Annotated in this window: 16 protein-coding genes; 11 read left to right on the plus strand and 5 right to left on the minus strand. The window is 72.6% G+C overall.

Annotation, left to right across the window (positions count from 1 at the left end):
- Window positions 1-151: 151 nt before the first annotated feature.
- Window positions 152-331, minus strand: coding sequence for a hypothetical protein (locus tag ACGFU6_RS27135; RefSeq protein WP_393614582.1), 180 nt, complete (start codon window positions 329-331; stop codon window positions 152-154).
- Between the two features lie 230 nt (window positions 332-561).
- Here ACGFU6_RS27135 and ACGFU6_RS27140 point away from each other — a divergent pair, with 230 nt between their 5' ends.
- The 7 genes from ACGFU6_RS27140 (at window position 562) to ACGFU6_RS27170 (ending at window position 6,692) form a co-directional block, all read left to right on the plus strand.
- A complete protein-coding gene (locus ACGFU6_RS27140) occupies window positions 562-1,878 on the plus strand; it encodes an NYN domain-containing protein (RefSeq protein ID WP_393614584.1) in 1,317 nt (438 codons plus the stop codon).
- Between the two features lie 53 nt (window positions 1,879-1,931).
- Window positions 1,932-3,146, plus strand: coding sequence for a helix-turn-helix domain-containing protein (locus ACGFU6_RS27145; protein WP_393614585.1), 1,215 nt, complete (start codon window positions 1,932-1,934; stop codon window positions 3,144-3,146).
- 188 nt (window positions 3,147-3,334) lie between these two features.
- Window positions 3,335-3,694, plus strand: a complete 360-nt coding sequence (locus ACGFU6_RS27150) for an ATP-binding protein (protein WP_393614587.1) — start codon at window positions 3,335-3,337, stop codon at window positions 3,692-3,694.
- A complete protein-coding gene (locus ACGFU6_RS27155) occupies window positions 3,691-3,885 on the plus strand; it encodes a hypothetical protein (protein WP_393614588.1) in 195 nt (64 codons plus the stop codon). Before ACGFU6_RS27150 ends, ACGFU6_RS27155 begins: the two co-directional genes overlap by 4 nt.
- 99 nt (window positions 3,886-3,984) lie before the next feature.
- The gene (locus ACGFU6_RS27160; protein ID WP_393614778.1) at window positions 3,985-4,959 is read left to right on the plus strand and encodes an ABC transporter ATP-binding protein; all 975 of its coding nucleotides are present in this window, start codon (window positions 3,985-3,987) and stop codon (window positions 4,957-4,959) included.
- 46 nt (window positions 4,960-5,005) lie between these two features.
- Window positions 5,006-5,875, plus strand: coding sequence for an ABC transporter permease (locus tag ACGFU6_RS27165; protein WP_393614589.1), 870 nt, complete (start codon window positions 5,006-5,008; stop codon window positions 5,873-5,875).
- A 34-nt stretch (window positions 5,876-5,909) separates the two neighbouring features.
- Window positions 5,910-6,692, plus strand: coding sequence for an ABC transporter permease (locus tag ACGFU6_RS27170; protein ID WP_393614591.1), 783 nt, complete (start codon window positions 5,910-5,912; stop codon window positions 6,690-6,692).
- A gap of 162 nt (window positions 6,693-6,854) precedes the next feature.
- Here ACGFU6_RS27170 and ybaK read toward each other — a convergent pair whose 3' ends face one another.
- The 4 genes from ybaK to ACGFU6_RS27190 form a co-directional block, all read right to left on the minus strand.
- Window positions 6,855-7,361, minus strand: a complete 507-nt coding sequence (gene ybaK / locus ACGFU6_RS27175) for a Cys-tRNA(Pro) deacylase (protein WP_393614592.1) — start codon at window positions 7,359-7,361, stop codon at window positions 6,855-6,857.
- A 22-nt stretch (window positions 7,362-7,383) separates the two neighbouring features.
- On the minus strand, window positions 7,384-8,127 hold the full coding sequence (locus ACGFU6_RS27180) for an LON peptidase substrate-binding domain-containing protein (RefSeq protein WP_393614594.1): 744 nt from the start codon (window positions 8,125-8,127) through the stop codon (window positions 7,384-7,386).
- Window positions 8,128-8,132: 5 nt separating this feature from the next.
- Window positions 8,133-9,170, minus strand: coding sequence for a hypothetical protein (locus tag ACGFU6_RS27185; RefSeq protein ID WP_393614595.1), 1,038 nt, complete (start codon window positions 9,168-9,170; stop codon window positions 8,133-8,135).
- A gap of 255 nt (window positions 9,171-9,425) precedes the next feature.
- Window positions 9,426-11,027 (minus strand): oxidoreductase, encoded by a 1,602-nt coding sequence (locus ACGFU6_RS27190; RefSeq protein ID WP_393614596.1) that lies wholly within the window; start codon window positions 11,025-11,027, stop codon window positions 9,426-9,428.
- Window positions 11,028-11,204: 177 nt separating this feature from the next.
- Here ACGFU6_RS27190 and hisD point away from each other — a divergent pair, with 177 nt between their 5' ends.
- The 4 genes from hisD to ACGFU6_RS27210 are packed head-to-tail and all read left to right on the plus strand — an operon-like array spanning window position 11,205 to window position 14,480.
- Complete coding sequence (gene hisD, locus ACGFU6_RS27195; protein WP_393614598.1) at window positions 11,205-12,554, plus strand: histidinol dehydrogenase; 1,350 nt, start codon at window positions 11,205-11,207, stop codon at window positions 12,552-12,554.
- On the plus strand, window positions 12,551-13,717 hold the full coding sequence (locus tag ACGFU6_RS27200; RefSeq protein WP_393614599.1) for a histidinol-phosphate transaminase: 1,167 nt from the start codon (window positions 12,551-12,553) through the stop codon (window positions 13,715-13,717). The genes hisD and ACGFU6_RS27200 overlap by 4 nt, the downstream gene beginning before the upstream one ends.
- A complete protein-coding gene (gene hisB, locus ACGFU6_RS27205; RefSeq protein ID WP_393614601.1) occupies window positions 13,714-14,316 on the plus strand; it encodes an imidazoleglycerol-phosphate dehydratase HisB in 603 nt (200 codons plus the stop codon). The genes ACGFU6_RS27200 and hisB overlap by 4 nt, the downstream gene beginning before the upstream one ends.
- Window positions 14,313-14,480, plus strand: coding sequence for a hypothetical protein (locus ACGFU6_RS27210; RefSeq protein ID WP_185092396.1), 168 nt, complete (start codon window positions 14,313-14,315; stop codon window positions 14,478-14,480). The genes hisB and ACGFU6_RS27210 overlap by 4 nt, the downstream gene beginning before the upstream one ends.
- The last annotated feature ends 2 nt before the right edge of the window (window positions 14,481-14,482 follow it).

The following is a 14,482-nucleotide window of genomic DNA, read 5'->3' on the forward strand; positions in this document are numbered from 1 at the left end:
ACTCGCCCCAACACGCACCTCACACTTCGCAGCACTCCGCCCCACCGGATAAATCCGATGGGGCGGAACGAAGGGGCATTCGCCAACAGCATCCGCACAGCGGGTGCGCCCCTCTCGGCTACCGGCCGGTGGCCGTACCGGAGAAGTCCGGTCAGTTGTGGCCGAAGCGCCGCTGATGCTTACGCGCAACATCGGCAGGGCTGCCCTGGGACTGGGCCTGAGGCTGGTTCTGCGACTCGAAAGCCGTGGACCGTGCCTCCTGCGCACCGCGCTCCGACTCGGTAGCGCGCTCCTGCGGGCTGCCCTGCTTGCGGTTCTTGTTCTTGGCCATGGTGTTCCTCCTTGGGGGGACTCTCGGGGCCAGGACCGATGTCAGATTCACATAATCGGATAAACATCGCATGTTGGATCATTACCGTGCGTAGCGAGGGGGTATGATGCGCCCTTTTCCGGATCCGCCACGCCGATGATCCAGTTCCGGCCGTTAACCCCCGCGCGGTCGGGCAGACTCGAAGGAAACCCCTGACCTGAGTGGACCCGTTCCCGAATTCCTGGAAGAGGGTGGAACGCGTGGACCGTTGCGTCGTCCTGGTGGACGCCGGATACCTGCTGGGCGCGGCCGCGAGCCTGCTGGCCGGAGAGCCCGCCCGTTCCCGCATCACCGTCGACCACGCGGCCCTGATCCAGGGGCTGAGGGAGCGCGCGGAGGCCGATACGGAGCAGCCGCTGCTGCGGATCTACTGGTTCGACGGGGCCCCCGACCGCGTACCGCAGCCCGAGCACCGCAGGCTGCGCGTCATGCCCCGGGTGACGGTGCGCCTGGGAGCCCTCACCCGCAGTGACGGGCGCTGGGCGCAGAAGGGGGTCGACGCGGCGATGCACGCCGAGCTCACCGAGCTCGCCAGGAACCGCGCCTGCTCCGACGTGGTCCTGGTGACCGGCGACGGCGATCTGCTGCCCGGCCTGATGTCCGCCAAGGAACACGGCGTGGCCGTCCACCTCTGGGCGGTCCAGGCCGCCGACGGCGACTACAACCAGTCCGAGGACCTCGTCGCCGAGGCCGACGAGCGGCGCGTGCTCGACCGGGCCTGGATCACCCGCGCGGTACGCGCCAAGGAGACCGGCGGCCCGTGCGCCCCGTCGCCCGTCGCCCGCAACGCGGAGATCGCCGCGATCCTCTCCGCCCCACTGCCCGAGGCGGCCCTCGCGGCCTCCGCCGAGCGGGCCGCGGAGGCCCAGGCCGAGGCCGCCCGCGACGGCGCTCCGGGGCCCTCCGACGAATCCTCCGCGCACACCCCGCACAGCCACCCCGGCCGCGGCGTCCCGACCCCCAAGGACCTCGCCGGCACTCTGCGCGGCCCCGGCGCCCAGCCCGCCCAGCACCCCGCCCCGCCGCCCGCCAACGCCACCCTTCGCTGGTCCTCGGACCGGGGCTGGGTGGAGCGCGGCGGCCCCCTCGGCGAACCCCCGGAAACCGCGTCCCTCCCGACGCTGGCCCAGATCACCAGCGCCGAACAGCGCTGGGCGGACCGCGAGGAGGACATCACGACGGTGGGCGGCGACCCGTTCGAGGTGGGCCAGGTCTTCGCCCGGCGCTGGATGGAACGGCTGCCGGAGACCGTCCACCTCCAGAAGCTGTCCACCATGTACCCTCGCGTCCCGCACCGCATCGACGGCGAACTGCTCCGGTACGCCGCCCGGTTCGGCCTCCTCGCGCACAAGGACGACCAGATCGACGAGCACGACCGGTACGCGATCCGGGCGGGCTTCTGGCGCGAGATCGACGTACGCGCGGCCGCGGAGCACGCCCCGCCACTCCCGGAGAAGCCCGCGCCGCCGGCGGCACGCCCGGAGAAACCGGCACCGGCGGGGGACTGAGAGCGCATCCGGGGCCGGACCGAGGGCGGTGTGGGGCGGCGTACCGTGGCAGCGTGGCAGACGAAGACCTGGGTAGAACGCTGCGGCGCTTGCGCCGTCTTGCCTCCCTGACGCAGGAGGAACTGGCCGAGAGATCCGGCGTGTCCGTCGATGTGATCCGGCAGCTCGAACAGGGACGGAAGCACTCCGCTCGCCTCCCCACACTGCACGCGCTGGCGAACGGTCTGGGTGTGGAGCTGACCACGCTCCTGGGGGACCCGCCCGCGGTCGCCGCCACGGGAGAGAGTGACGGGCCGCGTTTCGTGGCCGTGCGCCGCGCCATCATGCCCGTGCTCCGGGCACCCGAACCGGAGCCGCCGGGGCCCGACTTCTCGCTGGACCGTCTTCGCGAGCAGATCGCGGACGGCTGGACGCAGTACCACGCCGCCGAGTTCGACACCGTGATGAAGGCGCTGCCGGACATGCTCGCGGATGCGCGTACCGCCACGGTTTCGGACAACGACGAGGACCGCAGGGCCGGGTTCGCGGCCCGGGGCAAGGCGCTCCAGCTCGCCGGGCACGTCGCCGTGCGGATGGGCAAGACGGATCTCGCCCTGACGAGTCTGGAGCGCGCGGTGGAGGCGGCGGAGCAGTCCTCGGACCCGCTGCTCCTGCCGATGATCGTCAACTCCACCGCGTGGACCTACCAGCGGCAGGGGCGCCTGGACGACGCGCTGAGCGTCGCGCTGCGCGCCGCCGACGACATGAAGAACGCGGGCCACGCATCGACAGCCGACGGCCTGAAGGTGTGGGGCGCGCTGATGATGAGCGCTGCCACGTCAGCCGCCCGGAGCGGTGACTACGAGCGGGCGGCGGCGATGATGGAGGCGGCGGAGAGGGAAGCCGCCCGGGTCTCCAAGCTGTCGGACAGCGGCGACAACCGCATGGTGAGCGTCTTCAGCCCTTCGTCCGTCCGTATCGAGAGGGTCCGCCTGGCCGTCCAGTACGGTCACCCCGAGGACGCCCTGCAGCTGGCCAAGGGCATGCGGTTGAGCCAGGACACCCCGCCGTCCTGGCGGACGTGGCTGCTGCTGGACGTCTCACGTGCCCACACGGACATCGGGGACGCCGCCGGAGCGGTGAAGACCCTGGAGTCCCTGCGCCGGGTGGCACCCACGTGGATGCAGCACCACACGCTGGCGGTGGCCATCGTGCGTGACCTCTGGGCGCTGCCCAACCACCCGCCGGGGCTCCGGCCGTTGGCGGAGTTCCTGGGTGTCACCGAATAGCGTGGCGAAAGTAGGACGCTCCGTCCCTGTGGCGGGGTGACGGGGGCCGAGAGTCTTGGCACGACAGACCCCCGCACCGCGCGAACCACCGAACGGCCGGGGGCATGGCCGACGCTTCGAGGAGCGCATACATGCCACAGCCGGCGACGCGGGCACGCCCGACCGGATCCCCGGGCTACAGCGAGACAATGCCACGCGAGCCACGGAGCGCCGCGAGAGCCCGGCGCCTGGTGCGGTTGGCCCTGGACGTGTGGGGCCTGGACGACCTGGCCGACGACGGCGCCCTGATCGTCTCCGAGCTGGTGTCCAACGCCGTCCAGCACGCCCGGAGGCAGTCCATCCGGGTCGGTGTCGACCGCCGCGGCGCGGCACGCGTGTGCGTCGGTGTCGTCGACTTCTCGCGTGTGCCGCCGACGCACCGAGCACCTATGGGTGAGCACGGGCGCGGTCTTCTGCTGGTGGCGACGTTGGCCGGCAGCTGGGGAACCGAGCCGCTGCCGTGGGGTAAACGGGTGTGGGCGGAGCTGCACCGCGAGGGGCGGGGATGACCGCGCGAAGCCCCTGGGTGGGCGACTTGATCCGTGACGAGGATGCCCGGCGGCTCGGCATCGTCACCGACGTACGGGGCGGCACCGTGTGGGTTCTGCGGCCGGAGCACGAAGGGGGCCGGTGGACTTCGGACCGGCCTGACCGCCTGAGGGTCGTGACGCCGCGCGAGGAGATGCGGCACCGACTGTAGATGTGCGGAAAGCCCCGGGCGTCATGAGGGCGCCCGGACCCCGTACTCTCGTACCTCGTGAGTACGGGCACAGCACAGGCGCAGACGGCGAGCGGCACCGTGTGCGCGGTGCGGGACCTGGTCAAGACCTACCCCGCTGCCCGGGGACGGCGCGGTACGCCCGCCACTCCCGAGGTACGCGCCACCGACGGCATCAGCCTGGACGTCCGGCGCGGTGAGATCTTCGGACTGCTCGGGCCCAACGGCGCCGGCAAGTCCACCCTCGTACGGCAGCTCACCGGGCTGATGCGGCCCGACTCCGGCAGCGTCGACATGCTCGGCCACGACCTCGTGCGCCACCCCGAGCGGGCGTCCCGGCTGATCGGCTACCTCGGCCAGGAGTCGACCGCGCTGGACGAGCTGACCGTGGCGCTCGCCGCCGAGACCACCGGGCGGCTGCGCGGACTGCCGGTACGGGACGCCCGTGCCGAGCGCGATGCCGTACTCGACGAACTCGGCCTCGGCGAACTCGCCGGCCGGCCGCTGAAGAAGCTCTCCGGCGGGCAGCGGCGGCTCGCCTGCTTCGCGGCCGCGCTGGTCGGGGAGCGGCCGGTGCTCATCCTCGACGAGCCGACCACCGGCATGGACCCCGTCGCCCGGCGCGCCGTCTGGGCTGCCGTCGACCGGCGGCGGGCCGAGCGCGGTGCGACCGTGCTGCTGGTCACCCACAACGTCATCGAGGCCGAGACCGTGCTGGACCGGGTCGCCGTCATCGACCGGGGCAAGGTCATCGCCTGCGACACCCCGGCCGGGCTCAAGGAGCAGGTCGCCGGCGAGGTCAGGGTGGAGCTGGTGTGGCGCGAGCGGGCACCGCTGGAGGTGCCCGAGGTCGCGGCGCTGCGGGCGTCCGCGCAGGAGTCCGGGCGCCGCTGGGTGCTGCGGCTGGGGCCCGACGAGGCGCGGGCGGCGGTCGCCGCCGTGACCGGCGGGGCGGCCTTCGCCGCGCTCGACGACTTCACCCTGGCGACGCCCAGCCTGGAGGATGTCTATCTGGCGCTCGGCGGGGGCGCGACCAAGGGGCTGGTGAAGTCATGACCGCGACGCGTGCGGCCGGGCAGGGACCGAACAGGAGCAGCGCCAGGTGACGAGCATCGTTCGTACGGAGGCGGTGTCCGGGCAGTCCGGGCGGCCGGCACACTCCGGGCCCTCGGACAGCACCGGCCGGGGCGGTCTCGACGACGGCCGGAGCACCCGGGCCGCCGAGCTCGCCCCGAGGGCCCGGCTCTTCCCCTCGCTCGCGGCGGTCTACCGGGCCCAGCTCTCCCGGGCCAGGGTCGCCCGTATCCCCTTGCTCTTCGTGGCGACCTTCCAGTCCGTCGGGATCATGATCCTGATGCGCGGGGTCGTCGACGGCGGCTCCGAGGCGCGGGCCGTCGTGGCCGGGTCCAGCGTCCTGGTCGTCGCCTTCGTCGCGCTGAACCTGCTCGCCCAGTACTTCGGGCAGCTCCGGGCCAACGGGGGACTCGACCACTACGCGACCCTGCCCGTGCCGCCCGCCGCCGTGGTGCTCGGGGCGGCCGGGGCGTACGCCTCCTTCACCGTGCCCGGCACGGTCGTCACGGCGGTGGCGGGCAGCGTGCTCTTCGGGCTGCCGATGACCCACCTGTGGGTGCTCGTCGCGGTCATCCCGCTCTCCGGCGCGGCCCTCTCGGGACTCGGCGCCGCACTCGGGCTGCTCGCGCCCCGGCAGGAGCTGGCCACGCTCCTGGGCCAGCTGGGCATGTCCGCGGCCCTGCTGCTGGGCGTCCTCCCGGCGAACCGGCTGCCGGAGCCGATCGGCTGGGCGCGCGACCTGCTGCCTTCCACCTACGGGGTCGAGGCGCTCGCCCGCTCCTTCGACGCCCACCCCGACTGGGCCGTCGTCACCCTCGACCTGGCCGTCTGCGCCGTCGTGGGCGTGCTCTCGCTGGCGGTGGCGACCTGGGCGTACCGCAGGGCAGCGGTCCGGTGAGGCGCGGCACAGCGACGCCTGGCACGATGGCACGGTGACAGCACCTCTGACGCCGCCGCACCAGCCTTCCCCCCACGAGCCGTGGCAGACGCCGCAGAAGAGGGGCGGACCCGGCGGCTCCCATCCCAGGAACCTGCTGGAGTCACCGCAGGAGCGGGACCTCCGTACGGATCTGCGCCGGGCCGGGATCGTCTGCGCGGCCGTGACGGTCGCCGGGGTCGCGCTCGGGCTGCTGTGGCTGTGGCTGGCGCCCCGGGTGCCGCTGATCTCCGACAACACCGCCGTCTTCCTGAGCGACAGCGAGGGCGAGGAGGCGATCGGGGCCGACGGAGCGTTTGCGCTGCTCGCGCTTGCGTTCGGCGCGGTCTGTGCGGTCTTCGCCTTCCTCTTCCACCGGCGGGGCGGGATCGCGCTAGTCGTGGGCCTCGCGGTGGGCGGCATGCTCGGCTCGGTCCTGGCGTGGCAGCTCGGGACCCGGCTCGGGCCGACCGATGATGTCGTCGCCCACGCGCGCGAGGTCGGCAAGGGCGTGATCTTCGACGCGCCGCTCGAACTGCACGCGAAGGGGGCGTTGCTGGCGTGGTCGCTGGCGGCGATGGCCGTGCATCTGGGGATGACGGCCATGTTCGGGCCGCGTGACCCGGAGCCGGAGTGGGGGGTCTACCACGGGCCGGGGGGCGCGCCGGTCTACGGGGCGGGACCGTCGCCCACGCCCGCGCCGTCTTCCGGGTCCTCGCCGGCCTCCGGGCCCGCGCCGTCTTCCGGGCCGCACTCGCCCGAGCCGCCGTCTTCGCCCGAGCCGCCTGCGGGGACCTAGCGGGCCGGGGCGCTGCCCCCGGACCCCCGGTCCTCAATCGCCGGACGGGCTTGATGTGCCGCCCTTGTTCTGGCCGGACCGGCGGAATGGGCGGGGCGCCCGGCGGATTCCAGCCCGTCCGGCGATTGAGGACGGAACCGGTTCGCCCGGGAGGCAGCGCTCCTACGCGCCCCGGCCGATCGGCGCGAACACCGCGTCCGTCAGTGATGCCAGGTCCGCGGGGGACAGTTCGACCTCGAGGCCGCGGCGGCCCGCCGAGACGCAGATCGTGGTGTGGGCCCGCGCCGACGCGTCCAGCACCGTGGGCAGCCGCTTGCGCTGGCCCAGCGGGGAGATGCCGCCCAGGACGTAGCCCGTGGTGCGCTCCGCCGCCGCCGGGTCGGCCATGGTGGCCCGCTTGCCGCCCGCGGCCGTCGCGAGGGCCTTCAGGTCCAGGGAACCGGTGACCGGGACGACCGCGACCGTCAGGTGGCCGTCCACGTCGGCCACCAGGGTCTTGAACACGCGGCCGGGGGAGACGCCGAGCGCCTCGGCCGCCTCCCCGCCGTAGGAGGCGGCGGCCGGGTCGTGCTCGTAGGCGTGCACGGTGAAGACCGTGCCGGCCGCGGTCAGCGCGACTGTGGCGGGGGTGGAGCCGGACTGAGGCTGCTTCTTCGGCTTCTTCGCCACGGGGGAGTGGCCCTCCGGTCGCTCAGTTGGGGTAGGTCGGGGCGCGGGTCAGCTCGACCGAGGGCAGCGACGGCAGGTGCCGGATGACGGCCGTCTCGGAACGCAGCAGCGTCAGCTCCTCGCGGAGCCGGGTCGCGGTGTCCGGGGCCTGCAGCAGCCGCTGCTTGGCGGGGATGTCCAGTACGGCCGCGGCGGCGACCAGGTACGAGATGACGGACGGGTCGTCGGGGAGGTCCGCGCCGGTGGTGAGGGAGCGTTCGCTCGCGCCCGCCAGCCGCTTCTGGTAGCTCCGGAAAGCCCGCAGGACACCCTCGGCGAGCGCGCCGGCGTCCTCGCCCGGATCCTCCTCCAGCTCTTCGAGCTCGGCCATCAGATACGGGCCGCTCGCGTCCACCGAGAGCAGCCGGACCCGGGTGGTGCCGGTGGCCAGGACCTCGAAGCTGCCGTCCGGCCGCTCCCGGATCTTCGCCGCGTCGGCGATACAGCCCACCCGGTGGAAGGTCTGGACGGGATCGGGGCCGAAGCCGTCCGCCGGACCGCGCTCGACGGGAACGCGCCCGGGGTCCGGCATCCCGGTGCCCGTCGGGGCGGTCTCGCGGCCGTCGCGGATGGCGACCACGGCGAAGCGGCGCGGTTCGTCCTCATCGGTCTTCAGCAGTTCGCGCATCATGGCGCGATAACGCTCCTCGAAGACGTTCAGCGGCAGCACGAGGCCGGGGAACAGCACCGCGTTCAGCGGGAACAGAGGCAGGCGAGCGGTGGTCACAACGGTCAAGCGTAATGGCCGCGCGTCCGTCCTCGGTCGGCCCGGTGTCGCAAGGGCGTCACAGACGCCACCTGGAGCCGGGCGCCGTCGCGTGCGTCGAGGAAACGGCCGAGCGGATCGTCGGACACCGAGGACCACGGGAACGACGCCGCGTGGGGTCCGATCTGCCGGAACTGTTCCAGCGCCTCGTCCCACCGGCCCCGCGTGACCAGCACGTACGCGAGCAGATTGCGGACCTCGGCCGGCCACGGGTCGCCCGGGGCGAACGTGGCGGAGAGCGAGATCGCCAGATCCGCCGCCCGGTCGATCCGCTCCACCTGTACCGAGGTGGTCCGCACGTCCGGTCCCTCGGTCAGCACCGCGAAGGCCGCCCGCAGCGGCAGCGCCTGCACCAGGGAACTGGGCAGCGAGTCCTCGGCGGCCCGCTCGGCGAAGTCGAAGCACTCGCGGTGCGAGCCGTACCAGGCGGCGGAGAGGTACTGCAGGGCGGCGACGTGGCAGCCGTAGTGGTGCGTGGAGCGCTGTATGGCCTGCTCCCACAGGGCCTCGAACGTGGTGTGCGTGGCACGGGTGCCGCGCGCGTGGTCGAGCGCGAGGCGCCAGGGCACCGGATCACGCGGATCGCACTCCGCGGCGGCCGTGATCATCGGTCCCACCTCGCGCAGCTGCTCCGCGCGGGCGGGCGACTCCCAGGCGCGCAACAGGGCGAGCTGGGCCTTGACGAGCAGCGCGTCGGGGTCGTGCGGGGCGACGGCCAGCCAGTCGCCCAGCCACCCGTCCCGGCTGCGGGCGAAGGCCACGAGCCGCTTCAGGTAGCGGTCCCGGCTCTCCCACTCGCCCGCGTCCCGGGTGGTGGCCAGCAGTTTCGCGGCCGGTTCGTGCTCCCCGAGTGCGGCGGCGACCAGCGCGGGCGACAGCCTCTCGTCGGGGGCGTCGAGCATCACCGCATGGTCCGCGGGCAACCCGGCCGACAGTTCCGGGGTGTGCCGGACCATGCGTGCGGTACGGAGCAGAGCACGGAGGAAAGGCATGGTGCAGACCATTGAAAAGCGCTGGTCGGGACGGCGCCAGAGCAGCGCTGTGAAACTTTCGTGCCGAGTGGAGGGGTTGCCCGACAGATGGCCAAGAAAGGGTAAAGGAAATCGCGGAATCTGGCCGGTTTCTGTCGTTCCACAGGTGCGCGGGGCGGTGGCCGGCTGGTGCGGACGGGGCGGCAGGGGCGCGTTTCGGCGCCCCCTCCACCCGCTCGTGGAGCGGGTGGAGGCCAGGTGGGCCGGGTGTGCGGAAGCGCGCGGCGGTCAGCTGCGGCGCAGCAGCCGGGAGGTGCCGGCCGCGACGGTGGTGGCCAGTATCCAACCCAGCAGGATCAGCGCGGCCGCCACCCACTGCCAGCCGCCCTCCATCAGCCAGTAGCCGTCCTGGCCCAGGTTGATCACCGGTACCAGCAGATCCAGCGCGTACAGCGCGGGGTTCCACTCCGGATGCTCACTGCCCTTGAGCGACGCCGGCCGGTACTGCGAGAAGGCCACCGCTCCGGCCGCCCACAGCACCGCCATCCACACCGCGGCCCGCCCCGGCCGGTAGCCGTACGCCACCGTCCAGTCCTGCAGGTAGCCCCACAGCTTCGCGGCGGGCGGCAGGGTCTCCCGGCGCCGCCGCTGCTTGGCGAGCAGCACCTCACGGGCGTCCGCGTCCTCGCCGCTGCTGCGGAGCACCGCGGCCAGCCGTTCGTACGGCTCCGGCACGTACTCCGGGGTCGCCGCCGCCACCCACTCCAGGCGCCGGGAGAGCGGGAAGTGCCCGTACGGGACGAGGTTCTCGTACACGAACCCGCCCATCGCCAGGCCGCCGGGACCGGGCCAGCTGGTCGACACGTCGATCAGCGTGACGATCTTCGCCCCGTTCAGCACCACCCGGCCCTGGGCCGGGCGTTCCGGGTTGAACCTCAGTTCCGGAGTCACTATCCGGCGCAGCGACAGCTCCTCGTGGCCGATGAGGACGAAGACGGCCTTGTGCAGGTCGACCGCGTCCCCGAACCGCCCGTCGTCCAGCCGCACCCCGCCCCGGCACCGGAAGACCTGCGCCCGGGTGCCGTGCGCGGGCGTCGGGGACAGGACGATGCCGTACGGGGGCGTGTTGCCCTGGTTCCCGGTGTCCACGCTGACCCAGGCCTCGCTCATGTACAGCGTCCGCTCCACGCTCAGCTGCGGGGCGTTCAGCGCGCGGAGCCCCTGCGTGGCCCGGAGCCGGCTGCCGCGCAGGCTCAGTGAACCGCCGACCTTCGCCCCGCGCAGGCTCAGCTCGCCGAGCGTCTCGATCATCTCGGCCTGGAGGTCCTGGGCGACCGTGAGTCCGTCGCCGATGAACGCCCGGCCCTGCCGGTCGGGGCCGATGCCGATCTGGTTGATCAGCAGATCCGTGCCGATCTGCGCGTCCGTGAGCCGGATGCCGCGCTCGACCCGGCAGCGCGGCAGGTGGAGATCGCCCTCGGTGTGCAGCCGGGCCGCGTCCAGCCGGGGGATCGCGCACGCGACCAGTCGAAGTGTCGTGAAGTGGCACTCGGGCAGCACCACTTCCTGCTCGAAGCGGCAGTCGGTCAGCTCCACGTAGGGATCGACGCGGCCGCCCGCGAGATCGAGCTTCCCGGTGATCCGTACGCCCCGGAGCTTGAGCGCGGCCACCCGGCCCGGCCTGGCCTTGGGGCTGCTCAGCAGCAGCCGGGCGACGACCCGGGCGTCCACCGTGCGCTCCGGGCCCCAGGCGAGCGGGGCGAACGGATCGTTGAGGGCCGCGTCACGGGCGCGCAGATCGTAGGTGGTCCCGTTCCTGAATGACTGCCACATGCCCAGCTCGGCCGCGCTGAGGCCGTCCGGAAAATCCCCGTCGTGCGGTTCGCTCACCGACGCCCCTTCCACTCGGAGCCTTGGGCCGACCAGCACATCGAGGGTCGGTCCGTAGTCCCGTTATTCCCTCTGAGTGACCGAATGAACGCTAATAGTCAGCCGTGACAGCGCGGGCATGTATCAGCCAGTGATACGGGCGTCCGGGCCTCTGGGGCGGTCTGAGAGAATTGCGGTGTGATCTCTCGAATCGATCTGCGCGGCGATGCCCTCCCCGAGGGCGGCGCCCTGCGCGACCTGCTGCCCCGTGCCGAGTTCGACGTGGAAGCCGCCCTGGAGACGGTGCGGCCCATCTGCGAGGACGTACGCCATCGTGGCTCCGCGGCAGTGATCGACTGGGGGGCGAAATTCGACGGGGTGCGGAGCGGCTCGATCCGGGTCCCGGCCGAGGCGATCGGCGAGGCACTGGAGCGGCTCGACCCCGCCGTGCGCGCCGCCCTGGAGGAGTCGATCCGCCGCGCCCGCCTCGTCCACCGCGAGCAGCGCCGCACCACGCACACCACCCAGGTCGTCCCCGGCGGCACCGTCACCGAGAAGTGGGTGCCGGTCGAGCGCGTCGGGCTGTACGTGCCGGGCGGGCGCTCCGTCTATCCCTCCTCCGTCGTGATGAACGTGGTTCCGGCCCAGGAGGCGGGCGTCGAGGGCGTCGCCGTCTCCTCCCCGCCGCAGAAGGAGTTCGGCGGCCTGCCGCACCCGACGATCCTGGCCGCTTGCGCGCTGCTCGGCGTCGACGAGGTGTACGCCGCCGGTGGTGCCCAGGCCGTCGCGATGTTCGCGTACGGCACCGAGGACTGCCTGCCCGTCAACCTCGTCACCGGCCCCGGCAACATCTACGTCGCCGCCGCCAAGCGCCTCCTCAAGGGCCGCATCGGCATCGACGCCGAGGCCGGCCCCACCGAGATCGCGATCCTCGCGGACTCCACCGCCGACCCGGTGCACGTCGCCGCAGACCTGATCAGCCAGGCCGAGCACGACCCGATGGCCGCCGCGGTGCTGGTGACGGACTCCGAGGAGCTCGCCGCCGCAACCGAGGCCGAGCTGGCTCCCCAGGTCGCCGCCTCCAAGCACGTCAAGGACCGCATCGAGCCCGCCCTGGCCGGCCGCCAGTCCGCGATCGTCCTGGTCTCCTCCATCGAGGACGGCCTCAAGGTCGTCGACGCGTACGGCGCCGAGCACCTGGAGATCCAGACCGCCGACGCCGCCGCCGTCGCGGACCGGGTCCGCAACGCCGGAGCGATCTTCGTCGGCCCCTGGTCCCCGGTCTCGCTCGGCGACTACTGCGCCGGCTCCAACCACGTACTGCCCACCGGCGGCTGCGCCTGCCACTCATCGGGCCTGTCCGTGCAGTCGTTCCTGCGCGGCATCCACATCGTCGACTACACCCGCGACGCCCTGGCCGAGGTCACCCACCACGTCGTGACGCTCGCGGAGGCCGAGGACCTCCCCGCCCACGGTGCCGCGTTGAAGGCCCGTTTCGCCGAAGGCGAACTGAACGAGCACAGTGGCTGGAAGGTTCCGCAGCAGTGAACGACAGCACCACGCGCAACACCGATGCCGGCAGCACCGCGCCGACCCGCATCGACGACCTCCCGATCCGGGACGAACTGCGCGGCCAGTCCCCGTACGGCGCGCCGCAGCTCGACGTACCGGTCCGGCTGAACACCAACGAGAATCCGTACCCGCTCCCCGACGCGCTGGTCGACCGGATCGCCGAACGGGTCCGCGAGGCCGCCCGCGACCTCAACCGCTACCCCGACCGGGAAGCCGTCGAGCTCCGCACCGAGCTGGCCCGCTACCTCACCCGCACCGCCGGGCACGAGGTCGCGACCGCCAACGTGTGGGCGGCCAACGGCTCCAACGAGGTGCTCCAGCAGCTGCTGCAGACCTTCGGCGGCCCGGGGCGCACCGCGATCGGGTTCGAGCCCTCGTACTCCATGCACGCCCTCATCGCCCGGGGCACCGGAACCGGCTGGATCTCCGGGCCGCGCCACGAGGACTTCACCATCGACGTGGACGCGGCCCGCGCGGTCATCGCGCGCGAGCGACCCGACGTCGTCTTCATCACCTCGCCCAACAACCCCACCGGCACCGCCGTCGACGCCGGCACCGTCCTCGCGCTGTACGACGCCGCGCAGGCCGCGAAGCCGTCGATGGTCGTGGTCGACGAGGCGTACGGCGAGTTCAGCCACCACGCCTCGCTGCTCCCGCTGATCCAGGGCCGCCCCCGGCTGGTGCTCTCGCGCACCATGTCCAAGGCGTTCGGCGCCGCCGGGCTGCGGCTCGGCTACCTCGCCGCGGACCCCGCCGTCGTGGACGCCGTCCAGCTGGTCCGGCTGCCCTACCACCTGTCCTCCGTCACCCAGGCCACCGCGCTCGCCGCCCTGGAGCACACCGATACGCTCCTCGGGTACGTCGCGCAGCTCAAGAGCGAGCGCGACCGGATCGTCACCGCGCTGCGCGCGCTCGGCTTCGACGTCACCGACTCGGACGCCAACTTCGTCCAGTTCGGCCGCTTCGCCGACAGCCACACCGCCTGGCAGCACATCCTCGACCGGGGTGTCCTGGTCCGCGACAACGGCGTACCGGGATGGCTGCGGGTCTCCGCGGGGACCCCGGCGGAGAACGACGCGTTCCTCGATGCGGTACGCACGCTTGTAACTGAGATCGCCAAGAAGGAGCACGACGCATGACTCGCGAGGCCCGTGTAGGAAGAGTGGAGCGGACCACCAAGGAAACCTCCGTGCTCGTCGAGATCAACCTCGACGGCACCGGCAAGGTCGAGGTCGCGACCGGGGTCGGCTTCTACGACCACATGCTCGACCAGCTCGGCCGCCACGGACTGTTCGACCTCACGGTCAAGACCGACGGCGACCTGCACATCGACTCGCACCACACCATCGAGGACACCGCCCTCGCGCTCGGCGCCGCCTTCAAGCAGGCCCTCGGCGACAAGGTCGGCATCTACCGCTTCGGCAACTGCACCGTCCCGCTGGACGAGTCGCTCGCCCAGGTCACCGTCGACCTCTCCGGCCGCCCGTACCTGGTGCACACCGAGCCCGAGAACATGGCGCCGATGATCGGCGAGTACGACACGACGATGACCCGGCACATCCTGGAATCCTTCGTCGCCCAGGCGCAGGTCGCCCTGCACGTCCACGTCCCGTACGGGCGCAACGCCCACCACATCGTGGAGTGCCAGTTCAAGGCGCTCGCCCGCGCCCTGCGCTACGCCGCCGAGCACGACCCGCGCGCGGCCGGCATCCTCCCCTCCACGAAGGGCGCCCTGTGACCGGCCTCAACACCATCCTGATCCTGGTCGGCCTCTTCCTGGCCGGCGGGGTCTACTCCTTCTCGAAGCAGGGCATGCCCAAGGGCGTCATCGTGCTGCTCGGTATCGGATCCCTGATGTGCCTGGTCGCGGGCGTCATGCGGATCCAGGGACTCTGGGACTAGGG

The sequence above is a fragment of the Streptomyces sp. NPDC048462 genome (assembly GCF_043200175.1).
GTDB lineage: Bacteria > Actinomycetota > Actinomycetes > Streptomycetales > Streptomycetaceae > Streptomyces.